General features: G+C 39.6%; 15 protein-coding genes. 9 read left to right on the top strand and 6 right to left on the bottom strand.

The window, feature by feature from the left end; genetic code table 11:
- Positions 1-8 precede the first annotated feature (8 nt).
- The 4 genes from nusB to B554_RS0114180 all read right to left on the bottom strand — a co-directional run bounded on the left by nusB (position 9) and on the right by B554_RS0114180 (position 3611).
- Positions 9-458, bottom strand: coding sequence for a transcription antitermination factor NusB (gene nusB / locus B554_RS0114195; protein WP_004704812.1), 450 nt, complete (start codon positions 456-458; stop codon positions 9-11).
- Positions 459-461: 3 nt separating this feature from the next.
- Positions 462-932: a 6,7-dimethyl-8-ribityllumazine synthase gene (gene ribE, locus B554_RS0114190; protein ID WP_001007829.1), complete on the bottom strand. Its 471-nt coding sequence runs from the start codon at positions 930-932 to the stop codon at positions 462-464.
- An 11-nt stretch (positions 933-943) separates the two neighbouring features.
- Positions 944-2065, bottom strand: a complete 1122-nt coding sequence (gene ribBA, locus B554_RS0114185; RefSeq protein WP_019458573.1) for a bifunctional 3,4-dihydroxy-2-butanone-4-phosphate synthase/GTP cyclohydrolase II — start codon at positions 2063-2065, stop codon at positions 944-946.
- 238 nt (positions 2066-2303) lie between these two features.
- Positions 2304-3611, bottom strand: a complete 1308-nt coding sequence (locus B554_RS0114180; RefSeq protein ID WP_077165321.1) for a hypothetical protein — start codon at positions 3609-3611, stop codon at positions 2304-2306.
- A gap of 59 nt (positions 3612-3670) precedes the next feature.
- On the opposite strand from B554_RS0114180, the gene serB reads away from it, so the two are divergent.
- The 3 genes from serB (at position 3671) to B554_RS0114165 (ending at position 6372) form a co-directional block, all read left to right on the top strand.
- A complete protein-coding gene (gene serB / locus B554_RS0114175; RefSeq protein WP_004704817.1) occupies positions 3671-4894 on the top strand; it encodes a phosphoserine phosphatase SerB in 1224 nt (407 codons plus the stop codon).
- A 409-nt stretch (positions 4895-5303) separates the two neighbouring features.
- Positions 5304-5639 carry a ciprofloxacin tolerance protein AciT gene (aciT, locus tag B554_RS0114170; protein WP_004704819.1) on the top strand — a complete coding sequence of 112 codons (336 nt, stop codon included), beginning with the start codon at positions 5304-5306 and terminating at the stop codon, positions 5637-5639.
- 253 nt (positions 5640-5892) lie between these two features.
- Positions 5893-6372 carry a hypothetical protein gene (locus B554_RS0114165; protein WP_019458571.1) on the top strand — a complete coding sequence of 160 codons (480 nt, stop codon included), beginning with the start codon at positions 5893-5895 and terminating at the stop codon, positions 6370-6372.
- Between the two features lie 45 nt (positions 6373-6417).
- Here B554_RS0114165 and dtd read toward each other — a convergent pair whose 3' ends face one another.
- Entirely contained in the window at positions 6418-6861 is a 444-nt protein-coding gene (gene dtd, locus B554_RS0114160; RefSeq protein WP_019458570.1) for a D-aminoacyl-tRNA deacylase, read from the bottom strand.
- 168 nt (positions 6862-7029) lie between these two features.
- Here dtd and pncB point away from each other — a divergent pair, with 168 nt between their 5' ends.
- From pncB to B554_RS0114130, 6 genes are all read left to right on the top strand, one after another.
- Positions 7030-8244 carry a nicotinate phosphoribosyltransferase gene (gene pncB / locus B554_RS0114155; protein WP_019458569.1) on the top strand — a complete coding sequence of 405 codons (1215 nt, stop codon included), beginning with the start codon at positions 7030-7032 and terminating at the stop codon, positions 8242-8244.
- A 150-nt stretch (positions 8245-8394) separates the two neighbouring features.
- On the top strand, positions 8395-9243 hold the full coding sequence (locus tag B554_RS0114150; RefSeq protein WP_019458568.1) for a sulfurtransferase: 849 nt from the start codon (positions 8395-8397) through the stop codon (positions 9241-9243).
- Positions 9240-10091 carry an archaetidylserine decarboxylase gene (gene asd, locus B554_RS0114145; protein WP_004704831.1) on the top strand — a complete coding sequence of 284 codons (852 nt, stop codon included), beginning with the start codon at positions 9240-9242 and terminating at the stop codon, positions 10089-10091. Before B554_RS0114150 ends, asd begins: the two co-directional genes overlap by 4 nt.
- A 409-nt stretch (positions 10092-10500) precedes the next feature.
- Positions 10501-11721: an acetamidase/formamidase family protein gene (locus B554_RS0114140; RefSeq protein WP_019458567.1), complete on the top strand. Its 1221-nt coding sequence runs from the start codon at positions 10501-10503 to the stop codon at positions 11719-11721.
- Between the two features lie 130 nt (positions 11722-11851).
- On the top strand, positions 11852-12271 hold the full coding sequence (locus B554_RS0114135) for a hypothetical protein (protein ID WP_019458566.1): 420 nt from the start codon (positions 11852-11854) through the stop codon (positions 12269-12271).
- Between the two features lie 39 nt (positions 12272-12310).
- A complete protein-coding gene (locus tag B554_RS0114130) occupies positions 12311-13507 on the top strand; it encodes an alpha/beta fold hydrolase (RefSeq protein ID WP_019458565.1) in 1197 nt (398 codons plus the stop codon).
- 67 nt (positions 13508-13574) lie between these two features.
- Here the strand turns inward: B554_RS0114130 and phoR are convergent, their stop codons facing one another.
- Positions 13575-14933, bottom strand: coding sequence for a phosphate regulon sensor histidine kinase PhoR (phoR, locus tag B554_RS0114125; protein ID WP_019458564.1), 1359 nt, complete (start codon positions 14931-14933; stop codon positions 13575-13577).

Below are 14933 nucleotides of genomic sequence, written 5' to 3'. Positions count from 1 at the left end.
CAAGCCTATTAATCTGCTTGCTGTTTTTCTGCGCTACGCAGTGTCGAACTCAGACGGTCTAATACACCATTGATGTACTTATGACTGTCTGCTCCGCCAAAATGCTTAGCGAGCTCGATTGCTTCATCAAGTACCACACGGTATGGAATTTCTAAATGATCACGTAACTCGTAAGCACCTAAACGTAAAGTCGCAAGTTCCACGCCATCAAGTGCACTAAGTTCCCGGTCAAGTACCGGAATAAGTAATGCATCAAGTTCTTCACGTTGAGCAATGACTTGAGTCAGTAGTTCGTGATAATAGCCTAAGTCGACCTTGTGCATTGCATTTTCCGCACGTGTACGTGCTTCAATTTCATGTACAGGGTTGTGACTCATTTGCCACTCATAAATACCTTGTACAGCAAAACGACGTGCTTTGCGTTTTGCTGCATAAGCGGCTTGCAGTGTTTGAGACATGCTTTAAATTGCCTTTAATAAATTAACCATTTCAATTGCAGTTAAAGCAGCTTCGCTACCTTTGTTTCCTGCTTTTGTACCTGAGCGTTCGATTGCTTGCTCGATGCTGTCAGTAGTTAATACACCATTGATAACAGGCAAGCTGCTTTCTAACGCAACTACACCTAAACCTTTCGCACATTCACCAGCAACAAAGTCAAAGTGTGGTGTGCTGCCACGAATTACTGCACCAAGTGCAATAATCGCATCAAACTGGTTTGATGTAGCTAATTTTTTAGCAACGATCGGGAGTTCCCATGCGCCAGGAGCGTGAATAACAGTAATGTTATCTTCATTTACGCCATGACGTTTTAATGTGTCGATCGCGCCTTCTAATAAGTGTTCAACAACAAAGCTGTTAAAACGACCCACTAAAATCGCATAACGACCTTCGCTTGCGAGATGTAATAAACCTTCAATACGGCGAATTGCCATAGCAACCTCGATTATTTCGTTGTGATTTGATCAGCAGTGATATATTCCACTACTTCTAAATTAAAGCCAGATAAAGCATTGAAACGTAATGGTGAGCTAAGAAGCTTCATTTTTTCAACACCTAAATCACGCAAAATTTGAGCACCGACACCAATCGTTTGATATTGATGTGAAAGTGCTGCATTGGATTTCACCGGTTTTGGCTTATTTAAATCATCCAACGCTGGTCCCAAGTCTTGCAAATGATCTTGGCCGATCCATACTAAAACACCGCGATCACTCGCTGCAATTGTCTGTAGTGCACGGTCTAGATTCCACGCAGGTTCACCATCAGCTTTATTGAGCTTAAGCAAATCGCGAATTGGACTGAAACCATGAACACGTACTGTTGTAACACCTTCTTTTGGCTCGCCTTTAACCAAAGCCAAATGAATGTCCGGATTACCAATCTCACGATAACGGTAAAGTTCAAATGCACCATATTCAGTTTGAATGGTTTTTTGATCCAAACGTTCAACCGTTTGCTCATTGGTCATACGGTAGTGAATTAGGTCGGCAATTGTACCAATTTTTAGACCATGCTTCTCAGCAAAAATTTCTAAATCTGCACGACGTGCCATTGTGCCATCTTCATTGATGATTTCACAAATGACTGAAGCTGGTTCAAGACCTGCTAAACGTGTTAAATCACAGCCTGCTTCGGTATGGCCTGCACGATGTAAAACACCACCTGGTTGAGCCATGAGTGGGAAAATATGCCCCGGCTGTACGATATCGCTTGGTTTTGCATGCGCTGCGACAGCTGTTTGAATTGTATGCGCACGCTCTGCTGCTGAAATACCTGTTGTAATACCTTCGGCAGCTTCGATTGATAACGTAAAGTTTGTGCTGTGCTGAGCGCCGTTTTGATCAACCATCAAAGGTAGATTTAACTGTTTACAGCGCTCACGGCTTAACGTTAGGCAAACTAGACCACGTGCATGGGTAATCATGAAGTTGATATCTTCAGGACGCACATGCGTTGCTGCCATGACAAGATCACCTTCATTTTCGCGATCTTCGTCATCCATCAAAATAACCATTTTGCCTGCACGAATATCGGCGACAAGATCTTCAACACGACTCAGCGGCATTCGCTTTCACCTTTTTTTGTCGTAAGACAATTTCTATTTAATAAATTTTGCATAGTTTACGCTGTTTAGAGAATTTTGCCTATGATTCTGATTTATCCAAATTTACATCTCAACATAATAGATCTGGATTTACTTATCTCAATAAAGCATAAGAAAATAAAATTCTTGATTATAAATACCATGAATTTAAATAAAAAAACCTAGCCTTTAGGCTAGGTTTGAATGCGCACAATGACTTTTAAGATGCCGCACTGCTCGGGCTATCATTTTGTGGAATTGATTTTTTGCCCATCAAAATTTCAGTTCGAATATTTTGGGCAAGCTCTGCACATTCAGCATTCATACCATTAATCATAAATGCATGACGAGTCATAATATTGCTCGGGTTTGGCATTGCAACAAGCTGATAACTGTCTTGAATTGCTTTAAGCTGATCATTATCTAGATAAAGCGCAGACTCTTTAGCATGCAGATGTTGTGCTAAACGCTGAGCTGCTTCTTTGGCATCAATTTGCATTGCTTCTACTGCATGACACACAGCACTACGCGTTTGTAGTGCAAAGCGTTTATCTTCACGGTAACGTTTATATAAAACGTCTGATAGTAATTGGAAAACTGTTCCCACCATAAGAAGACATTCTACAGCGTGCTGATGTGAGGTTGAGATTGCGAGTGTTGCGCCTTCTGCATGAAACTCATCTACGACCTCAATATCTGTAGTCTTTAAATGATAATGCTTTGTGCATAGCTCGATACTTTTATTTAAGAAGAGCTGGCAAAGTTTGAAATAAGGTATAGAAACAGACTGGTTAACACTACTTAATAACTGTTTAGGGTCATAAAACTGAATGTTGAGTGCCAAACTATCTTGGTTTGTAGATTCTGTGCTTTTTTCTGGTTGTGGGCGAACAAGTGGTTTCGCTTTAGCTTGTTGCTGAGCTTGTGCAACCAAAGTTACTGTATTTTGTTTTTCAAGCGCGAGAGCTTGAGTTAACTCTTGAATCTCATGTTTTAAACGATTTTCTTCGTTAATACGTGCTAGGTATTCACTACGGGTTGGACGAGCGATGGCACGATAAGCAAGCCATAATAAAACATGTAAGAATAACGAAGCTAAAATCGCCAGCCATTGGGTACGAAGGATTTCGCCAATACTTGGTTGAATAAGCGTAATTTCAATAGAACCGACTTTCTTCTCGTTTTGAAGAGCATCACGAACAAAAACTTCGCCTTCGCGAGTTTTTGACATGCCGCTTGTCGCTAGGACTTGTTTATTGGCATCAAGAATGCGAATAGATGCCACACTTGGATTGGTCGCATAGCGATTGGCAATAAGAGCCAAAGATACCGTATTGGCAGGTTCAAGCTCAGATAAGCTGTCTGCTACGAGTTGGCTGGTCATGAGCTGACCTTGGCTCGCACGGTTTTCATTGAGCTGGTGTGTCGTTGCAATCACCAATAAAAAGGTATGCAATGCAAAACTAATGATCAGTAGGCTAGCAAATAGCCCTTGTCTAGGCGCAATCAAGTTAAACTTCCAAGGCAATTATATTGAAATTCGATTATGATTCTTACAATAGTTGTCACTCAGACTAGAGTCAATTCATGCGAGAAATCATTCTTATATCCTTTTTAGGACCGGACCAACCAAACCAGTTTACCCGATTAATGCAAGTACTATCCGTACATTCATTGCAAATACTGGATGTAGGTCAGGCCGTTATTCATAATCAACTGACATTGGGCATCGTGGTCGCTTCAGATAATGAAACTGCGACAGCGTTGGCAATGAAAGAGATTTTGATTTTAGCACATGATATTGGCTTAACAGTGCGCTTTAAACCAATCTCGGGCGCAGAATACGATCAATGGGTAAGTGAAGGTGGGCGAACCCGTTATATCGTCACGGCTTTGGCACCAGAGCTTACTGCTGCACACTTACAAGCCGTTACACAAATTGTGTCTAGCCAAGGCTTTAACATCGAAACTGTAACCCGTTTATCAGGTCGTGTAGACATTGAAAAGGACAGTACATTGCCTCGTCGCGCTTGTGTACAGTTCGGTTTAAGCAGTGGTCCAACTTTAGATGCACAAGCAATGCGTGCTGCATGTTTACTTCTTTCAAGCGAATTAAATATTGATGTTGCTGTTCAAGAAGACAACGCTTATCGACGTAACCGCCGTTTAGTGTGCTTCGATATGGACTCAACCTTAATTGAGCAAGAAGTGATTGATGAATTGGCGATTGAAGCAGGGGTAGGCGCACAAGTTGCTGAAATTACTGAAAGAGCAATGCAAGGTGAACTTGATTTCCAGCAAAGCTTCCGCGCACGCGTTGCTTTATTAAAAGGTCTGGATGCTGCTGTTTTACCTAAAATTGCTGAGCGTTTAACAATTACCGAAGGTGCAGAACGCCTTATTTCAACGTTAAAAGCACTTGGATATAAAACGGCTATTTTATCAGGCGGTTTCCAATACTTTGCTGAATATTTACAAGGTAAATTAGGTATTGATGAAGTTCATGCCAACGTTTTAGACGTACAAGATGGCGTTGTAACTGGTGAAGTAAAAGGTGTAATTGTTGATGGCGCACGTAAAGCTGAATTATTACGTGAGCTTGCCAACAAACTTGATATTTCATTAGAGCAGGCAATGGCTGTCGGTGATGGCGCAAATGATTTACCAATGCTTGCGATTGCCGGACTTGGCGTAGCGTATCGTGCTAAACCGCTTGTTCGCCAAAATGCGAATCAGGCGATTTCAAGCGTTGGTTTAGATGGTGTACTGTATTTACTCGGTATGCATGACAAAGATTTGAACCGTGCTTAAATAATACTGAACAATCAGTAAGCGCTGCTCAAGAGTAGCGCTTTTTTTATGCAGAATAGTCATAAAAACAAGCAAGTTATGACAAAATTATGCACAGAAAAAAGGCAATAAAAAAAACTGAAAAAAACTTATTTTCAGATAAAAAAACAGCATAGTTTTTTGTAATGACACGCCAGAATTGATGCCATATAGGACGTAGAACTTTTTGAAATTTAGAAAAATGTAATGACAAAAGAATGTTGCGACAAAGTGTGTCGCATCGACAAATAACAGGTCTTTTTTTCTAAAAAAAAACATCCATAATGCTTTCTAAGCTTCAACACAAATCATGAATTAAAGTTGTTTTTGGAATGAGGTCTGAAGTTCAGACCGAATGTTTTTAGACGTTTTCATTAAGACGGAGGTTTCTATGGTAACAGCGAATTTTGCCGCTATCGCCGGATTCAGCTTAATTGCTGTCGCGCTTGTTGCTGTTTTCTTTTCTCCTTACCGTCGTTGGCTTGGTTTTATGCTTGCAGGGATGTTTTTTTGGGGGCTATTGGAAGTGGTCCGCTTTGGAGTTCAAGTCACTTTTGAAATGCCAGTCACATATAGTTATTTAACTGCACTAAGTCTAGCGATGGTAATGGTCACATTTGTTTTATTACGTGAGGATAAACAGGCACAAAAGGCTTTGGCAAATCGCCAATATATAGAACATACGCCAGTATATGAAGATGACCAACAGCAATGTTCTAGCCGATAATTAAAGTATTATCTAACGCTAAAAAGGTATGCACAGCATGCCTTTTTTATTTACGAAAACATGATTTTTATTATACAAAGCATTTATTAAAAAATAGCCAGTTATGCTACGATAGCGTGGTCTGTTGACGTTTCATATATAGATTGCGTTGCCAATTAGAATATCATCAGTCGATGCACAAAACAGTCAAAGGGAAGCCCTTGTCGAGTTTTGCCCCAAGATTTTCATAAAAATACAATAGGCGTGAATGTTCATGAAACTTTCTTCTATACCTGTAGTTAAGTTACCACTTGTTGATGTTAGTACAGACCCGTTGGATTTATTGGTAGCAGGTTTGGCACTTCGTATGAAACAGTTGGCACGTACAAGTCCTAAGTTTATTGAACTAGTTCATGACCGTGCATTTCGTATTCAAATTGGTACTGACTTAGGTGTTGCTCGCCAAATTATTATTAACCATGGTCACATCGACACAGTCGCGGGTTCACCTGAAAAAGCTGACTTTATTTTGCAATTTGCAGATAGTGAACAAGGTGTAAAAACATTATTAAAAGGCGACCCAACTGCATTTATGACAGGTATGCAAAACGGTAGCATTAAAATGGAAGGCGATTTCAGCTTGCTTGTTTGGTTTAACCAAGCAGCTAAGCTCATTCCACCTAAGTTACCAAAACCAGTAAAAGAAAAAGTACGTCAGGCGCGTGCTTTTATTAAAGAGAAAACTGGACGTTAATTGCCAGAAATAAAAAAAACTCCCATTTGGGAGTTTTTTTTATATTTATGCTTCAACTTCCAGATTGAAAGTGACTGGTCCATCATTTATGAGATGTACTTTCATGTCGGCTGCAAAAATTCCTGTTTGAACTTCTTCAAACTGTGAACGGGTATATTCAACCAACTGTTCATAGAGTGCTTTTGCATCGCTAGGTGGCATAGCTGGGCCAAAGTCGGGACGTAAACCTTTTTGGGTTTGAGCCATCAGGGTGAATTGAGAAACAAGCAGAATCCCACCATTTGCCTGAGAGACGTTCCAGCCCATTTTGCCTTGCTCATCATCAAAAATACGATATTTCAAAATTTTATCGATAAGCTTCTGACCCATGGCGAAGGTATCATCTCGGCCTATTCCTAAAAAAACCAATAAGCCATGCTGGATTTCGCCGGTCGTTTCACCGTCTACGACCACTTTAGCTTCAAGAACTCGTTGTATTAAAGCGCGCATTGTTAGAGAGATTTTCTGCAATTGTTTGAATTGATGCAGTTTAGCAGAAATTAATTTAAATGATTTTTAAAAGGAAATTTCATGGAGTTGCAACAATGGTATAAAAGCCCATAATTCATCTATAAAAATATGCTTTAATGCAAAGAAGCAAGCGAATAATCATTGACTATGTCTCCAATTATCCATTCTTTACTTGATACAGACTTGTACAAATTTACGATGCTACAAGTGGTTTTGCACAAATTTCCGCAAACTCATAGCGTCTATCATTTTCGTTGCAGAAACTTAGAAGATACTGTTTATCCATTAGTGGATATTTTGGATGACTTAAATGAGCAACTCGACCATTTATGTAATCTCAAATATAAAGAAGACGAATTGCAATACTTAAGAAAATTGCGTTTTATTAAAAGTGATTTTGTCGATTATTTAGAATTATTCCAACTCAAACGTCGTTTTATTCAAGCCAGTATAGATGCCGAAGGCCGTCTAGATATTCGTATTGAGGGGCCGATGGTTCAGGCCATGATGTTCGAGATTTTTGTGCTGGCGATTGTAAACGAGTTATATTTTAGCCGCATTCGAACAGATGAAGTTTGGGCCGAGGGCGAACGCCGTTTAAAAGCAAAACTCGAATTAATTCAGCAATACGAAAAATCTCAACAGCCGAATGATCCTCCATTTTTAGTTTCCGACTTTGGTACACGCCGTCGCTATAGCTTTGAATGGCAAAAACATGTCGTGGCTGCATTTCATAAAACTGTCCCACATGTGTTCCGTGGTACAAGTAATGTCTTGCTTGCTAAAGAATTAAATATCACGCCAATTGGAACCATGGCGCACGAATTCCTACAAGCGTTTCAGGCCCTTGATGTGCGCTTACGTGACTTTCAAAAAGCTGCTTTAGAAACATGGGTACAAGAGTACCGTGGAGACTTAGGAATTGCTTTGACTGACGTTGTTGGTATGGATGCTTTCCTCAGAGATTTTGATTTGTATTTTGCTAAACTATTTGATGGCTTACGTCACGACAGTGGTGACCCATATGAGTGGGGCGATAAAGCCTACGCGCATTATCGTAAGTTAAAAATTGATACTAAAACCAAAATGCTCACCTTTAGTGATGGACTCAATTTGCCAAAGGCATGGGAGCTTCACCAATACTTTAAAGATCGTTTTCAGGTGAGTTTCGGTATTGGAACCAATTTGACCAACGATATGGGGCAAACAGCGCTCAATATTGTGTTGAAACTGGTTGAGTGTAACGGTCAGTCGGTTGCCAAAATTTCGGATAGCCCAGGAAAGACCATGACCGACAACGATACGTTCTTGGCCTATTTGCGTCAGGTTTTCCAAATTGAAGAGCTTGATGAAGCTGTTTAATGACAATGTCGTTTGACGACTTGGCAAAGACTTGGCGCTTAAGAATGTTTATATCTGATTTTTTGCTAAACGGTAGCAGAAAATCAGAGTTTGATAGATATAAGCTTATGCTAAGATGAAATTAAGCTGGTATAAAAAGTAACCATGACGATGACCCCTCCTGATTTTAAACTTGATTTACTCATAGAAGCCGAAGAGCTAGTGCCTTATTTAGGCAATGAATATATCCGTATTGTGGATTTGAGCCGTGCATCTGTTTATGAGCAACTTCATATTCCACATGCCATTCATTTACAGCCTAAATGGTTGGTGGCTCAACATGAAGAAGCCACTGGTATCTTGCCTGATGAATCGGGTTTACAAGCGCTGATTGAAAAATTGAATATTTCACCAAATCATCACGTTGTGGTCTATGACGATGAAGGTGGGGCATGGGCTGGGCGTTTAATCTGGAATTTACATTGCTTAGGATTTACGCGTACCAGTTTAATTAATGGTGGTATTCATGCATGGTTAGGAGCAGGCTTACCCACAACGGCAGAAGTCGAAAAAGTTTCTCCTGTTACCGATTTAATTCAAATTGATTTATCGCATGCTGCTCAGTACCGAGTGAACTATGAGGAACTAAGAAAGCAAGTCGAGCAAGAAAGTGTTCAGTTATGGGACTGTAGAACAATTGATGAATATAGTGGTATCCGCTTAGCAGCGCGACGCGGTGGTCACATTCCAAATGCCCTTCATTTTGAGTGGAGTACTGCACTTAATCGTCAAAATCATCTAAAATTGCATCCGCTTGAACGCACGCGGCAGCGCCTTGAACAACTTGGGTTCGATTTACAGCAACCTGTAGTGGTGTACTGCCAGTCACATCACCGTTCCGGTTTGGCCTACATTTTGGCTAGACTTTTGGGTTGGGAAGCAAAAGCCTATGATGGTGCGTGGAGTGAATGGGGCAATCGCCTCGATAGTCCTATTATTACTGGAGAATCACCGTCGTGAGTTTCACATCTCGATTAAAAAAAGAATTATTTATTAAGGCACAAAATCTTGTTCCTCAACATCAATTGAGCCGTGTAGTGGGTAAAGTTGCTGCGAGTGAAAATCCAGTTATAAAAACTGCTGTTATTCAAGCATTTAAAACTAAGTACGGGATTGATTTATCGATTGCTGAACAAGGCAATGCACTGAAATATAAATCTTTTAATGACTTTTTTACCCGTGCTTTAAAAGATGGCGTACGTTTGGTCGACGAAAATGCAGATAGCATTGTTTCACCAGCAGATGGCGCTATTTCACAAATTGGTAAAATTACTGCTGGCGAAGTTTTTCAGGCAAAAGGCCAAAGCTTCTCTGTAGAGAAACTCATTGGCGACCCACAACTTGCTCAACCTTTCCAAGAAGGTGAGTTTGCAACAGTTTACCTCTCGCCACGCGACTATCACCGTGTTCATATGCCATTTGCAGGTACATTAACTGAAACGTTGTATGTACCGGGTGAGCTATTTTCAGTAAATCAGGTGACCGCTGAAAATGTACCGGGATTATTTGCCCGTAATGAACGCATGGTGTGTTTGTTTGATACTGAGCTTGGACGTATGGCCGTTGTTTTAGTCGGCGCTATGATTGTTGCTGGTATTGAAACTGTAGCAACAGGCAAGGTAAAGCCTTCGGGTCGTATCGAATTACAACATCATCAGTTAAAGCTAGAAAAAGGTGCTGAGCTTGGCCGTTTTTATTTAGGTTCTACGGCTGTTATCTTATTTGAAAAAGATAAGGTCGAGTGGGAAAAGCGTTTTAAAGCTGAGTCTGTTGTTGTGATGGGCGAACGTATGGGTCATACAGTTTAATAAGCTATATAACTTATATAAAATATGAACCCTGAATAAAGTTATTCAGGGTTTTTAAATTTAAGTGATGTAAAATTATAATATATTATTATGTTCTTGTTTATATTATTTTGAAATAATATTATTAGTGGTCTAAATTAGGACATTATATGCACTAGACATATTTATGTATGATAGAAATGATCAAGAATATTTAACGTTCGTAAATAAAAATGAAAATAGATATTTGGTTTAGACTTAAGTCGTACTTTTAATTTTATTTGAAGATAAGTATTTAAATCTAAAAAAATTATTTATTTTTTATAAACATTAAATTCCTTTTACATATTATAAAAAATTAGCTTTGGCATAATGTTTGCTAACTATTCAGGACTTTACTCTAACTTTCATATATTTAGGTTCTGAAATCATGTTAAATGTTAAACAGCTGACAGCTTCGGTTTTATCTGTACTTTGCATTTCACTCACTCATGCAGATGATTTTAAAGTTTTAAACCAAATTTCAAAACAGCCTACTCAAATTCAAACTGGAGAATATAAAGGTAATTATTATGTTCCTTCTACTTTAAATACGATTACATGGGGATATTTACCAAATCGAGATGCTAAACCTGTGCTTACTGTTCCGTCGGGTAGTGTTGTAACGTTTGATACGGTTTCTCATGAAGGTTTGCTTGAAGACCAAGGGCGTAACGCTGAAAAGTTCTTTAAATCGAAAGGTGTAAAATCTAATGAAATATTGGAAGAAGCAAAAACAATTACCCAGTCAAATTTAAAGCATGATTTTCATAAAGATGGGCCACATATTGTGACAGGTCCTGTTGCAATTGAAGGCGCACAGCCTGGCGATATTTTAAAAGTTGAAGTACTTAAAGTTGAGCCGCGTGTACCGTACGGTGTTATTTCAAATCGACATGGTAAAGGTGCTTTAGTGGGTGAGTTTCCTAAGAAAGCAAAGCAAGAAAATGCATCGGCTGAGCATCCTGAACGCTATGGAAATGTATCGATTTTCACCCCAATTGAAAAAAATGCTAAAGGTGAGTACGAAGGTGTATTAAAAACAGAATCGGGTAAATCAATACGTTTCCCGCTGTATCCTTTTATGGGAATTATGGGGGTAGCAGCCAATACGTCTGAGCCTGTTCACTCTGTACCACCCGCAATGTATGGCGGAAATATTGATATTAATGAACTAGGTGCAGGTTCAACAGCCTATTATCCTGTTCAGGTCAAAGGCGCATTATTCTATACGGGTGATAGCCATTTCGCGCAAGGGGATGGAGAGGTGGCATTAACGGCACTCGAAGCTTCAGCACGTGCAACACTAAAATTTACCTTGCTTAAAGCTGGTAAAGACAAAATACCGGGCAAGGAGCTAAAACAACCTTTAGCTGAAAATGCTGAGTTTTGGATTACGCCGGGACTTGACGAAGATCTAGATGAGGCGATGAGGAAATCTACACGTGAAGCCATCCGTTTCTTAAACCAAGAATATGGTATTGATGAAGCGACGGCATATGCGTATTTAAGTGCTGCAACAGATTTTGAAGTTTCACAAGTTGTAGATAAAACTAAAGGTATTCACGCAAAAATCAGAAAAGCTGATTTTAAAGAGTTTGAGAGCAAATAATTAGATGATCTGTGCTTGGTATTTAATATTTTAAATATCAAGCTAAATCTCATTTTAACTATTAATAAGTTTTATATATTTTATAGTTGAGTATAATAAGTCTCATATATATTTACTACTATAAAATCTAATGAACTTACTTCCGAACGTCTCACTATATCTTGCTGCGGTATTAACATTCTGCGCTGCATTACTTCATTTTATTTGTGTGTTCTGGGGAGCAAATGGTTTTCGGTTTTTAGGGGCTGGAAAAAGTATTGTCCAGATGGTTGAAAGAGGTGATTGGTATCCGAATTTTATGGCAATTTCGGTTGGTTTTATTCTTTGTATTTTTTCTTTTTATGCTTTTTGTGCAGCAAGTGACTTTATCAGTTTGCCATTTGAAAAAATTATTATTTCTCTCGTTGCCATTATATTTATTTTGCGTGGTTTGGCATTTCCGTGGTTAAAGGCTAGATTTAGTGGGAATAGTGATCTATTTTGGTATATAAGTTCTTTCATTTGCCTCTTGTTGGGTTCGTTATATGCAATAGGGGCATATTTTTTATAAGTTCAACTTGAAATGATTAGAAAGTAGAGGAGTAATCCCTTGATTAAAAAAAGTAATTCGTTTTTTAAAATTTTATTTAGTAGTGCTTGTTTAGTGTCTGGCTCTGCTATGACTGCGTCAATTACAGATTTGAACAAGCAAATTGTGAACGATAAACCAGGTTCAATACTGTCTATAGCACAGCAAGATGTAACGAATTTATTTCCTCACGCCGATCAGCGTTTGTTAATAAATTATCGTAGTCGAGGTGTGAACGGTGAACCTATCGTTACCTCAGCATTTATTTTACTACCGAAAGGAACACCGCCTAAAAATGGCTGGCCTATACTTGCTTGGGCACATGGTACGACAGGAGTTGCTGACACCTGTGCACCTTCGGGTGACTATGTGGGTGGCCCAGTTCATTCATATCAAGAAGTTGCTTCTAAAGCTTTAGATAGTTGGCTTGCACGAGGCTACGCAGTTGTTGCACCTGATTATCAGGGTTTAGGTACACCGGGTGGGCATCCTTATATGAATGCAAAAAGCCAACTGCATACGGTGGTCGATGCCGTACGAGCATTACATGTGTTGAAGCCAAAAGATTTCAATAAACAGTGGTTAGTCATGGGACATAGCCAAGGTGGGGCTGCGGCAATTGCAGTATCTGCTTATGGCCAAAAAGATGCGCCTGAACTGGATTTAAAAGGAGCGATTGCGCTTGCGCCAGGCGGTTATCAATATGAAGGTATTGCAGAATATGTGAAAACTAATCCGAACCCAGAACCTAGTGTGGCTGCTTTTTTCCCGATTGTATTATTGGGCGCACAAGCAGCCGAACCAAGCATTGTTCCTGAAAACTTAGTCAGTCCAGAAATGAACACTGTGCTGACTCAAGGACGTAGCCGCTGTTTATCTGAACTTCAATCTGATTTGAAGAAATCTCCTTCGAGCATATTTAAAGCTGATGCAGACTTAAAACCTCTTTTGGCTTATCTAAAACAGCAGTCCATTGAAAATATGGTGCCGACTGTACCGTTAATGATCGTGCAGGGTTCTAAAGACCATTTAGTTGACCCGAGAGGAACATATGCTTATTACCAACAGTTATGTAAATTAAAAAAACCAACCATTTATCAAACGATTGATGGCGGAGATCATCGAGATGCACTGCGTCAAAGTAATACTTTCGTTACCAACTTCTTAAACGTTATACAGAAAAACCAAAGTAAGTCGTATTGCTCGACTTCTAAATAGACAGAGTGTGATTTTCACAAAAAAGCCGACTTTTCATAAGTCGGCTTTTTATATATGAGGGGTAATTTTAGGTCATGTTATATAGTCTTTCTTTTGGAAAAACTGCGGTAAATGTTGACCCTTCATTTTCTTTAGATTGCACGTCTAAATAAGCGCCGTGTTGCATCAGCACGTGTTTTACAATCGCCAAACCTAAACCCGTTCCACCTGTTTGACGACTACGGTCGCTGTCTACACGGTAAAAACGCTCAGTCAGCCGCGGCAAATGTTTAGGGTTAATCCCAATGCCTGTATCTTGTACGCTAAAGTAAGCATGTTCACCATCGTCGTGCCAACCAATGGTAATCGTTCCACCTTTTGGTGTGTACTTAATGGCATTGGTAATTAAGTTACTAAACGCACTGGCAATTTCCATGTCGGAACCAATGAGGTCACAGTGGCTATCAATATGTAAATTAAGCGTGTGTCCATAGTCGGCATTGTAAGCCTGAGCATCATCAAAGAGTTGATTCATTAAACTCGGCATTTCAATAATCTGATTTTTTGCAATTTTTTTGTTGTTTTCTAAATTCGATAACAGCAATAAATCATTCACTAACGCATTCATACGTTTGGTTTGTGATTGCATTTGGTCAAATGCACGTTTCCAGCGTGGACTAATATCTTCTTGATCGGTAAATGTTTCGATGTAGCCACTGAGTACAGTTAATGGCGTACGTAGTTCATGCGAAATATTGTCGACGAAGTCTTTACGCATTTGCTCAAGGTTATGCATACGAGTCACGTCATAAGCCACAAGTAAGCGGCTTTCACCACCAAACCGTGTGAGTTTGACTTGCACATAACGATCATCATCAAAGTTGGAATGTAGCTTAATGCCGTCAGGTGCCTGATCAATATTGTTAAAATATTCAATAAAAGTAGGCTGGCGCAAAATCGTTAATAAGTTGCGACCACGGTCGAGTGGACTGATCCCCAATAAACGCTCTGCGGCAGGGTTCCACCATTCAATTTGATGTTGATCATCAATGAGTACAACGGCTTCAGCAAGGGCAACTAAAGAGGATTGAGCACGGTCAATCAGCCCAACCATTTCGGCTTGAACAATACGTTCCTGACGCTGAGCACGATACACATTAAACAATAGTGCCCCCCAAATTCCACTTAAGTTGGGAGGAACATCGTAAGGATTATTGGCAATCCAATCATTGACCAAATATAAAGAACGTAACTGGAGTGCAAAAAACACCACGAAGGCGACAAAAATACAGCTCCAGAAATACCCAACCCCTAAACCGACTAAACCCGCAATAATCAGGAAAAATAATAAAAGCCGTAAATCTTGTTTAGCGAACGTCCATAAACTACTGTAACGAGAAAGTTTTTGTTCACGTACCTGTTCAGGGACGGGGTAGGGTTCATACAT

The organism is Acinetobacter sp. GG2 (assembly GCF_000292385.1).
Classification (GTDB): Bacteria; Pseudomonadota; Gammaproteobacteria; order Pseudomonadales; family Moraxellaceae; genus Acinetobacter; species Acinetobacter seifertii.
This window is presented reverse-complemented; position numbering and strand designations above follow the sequence as displayed.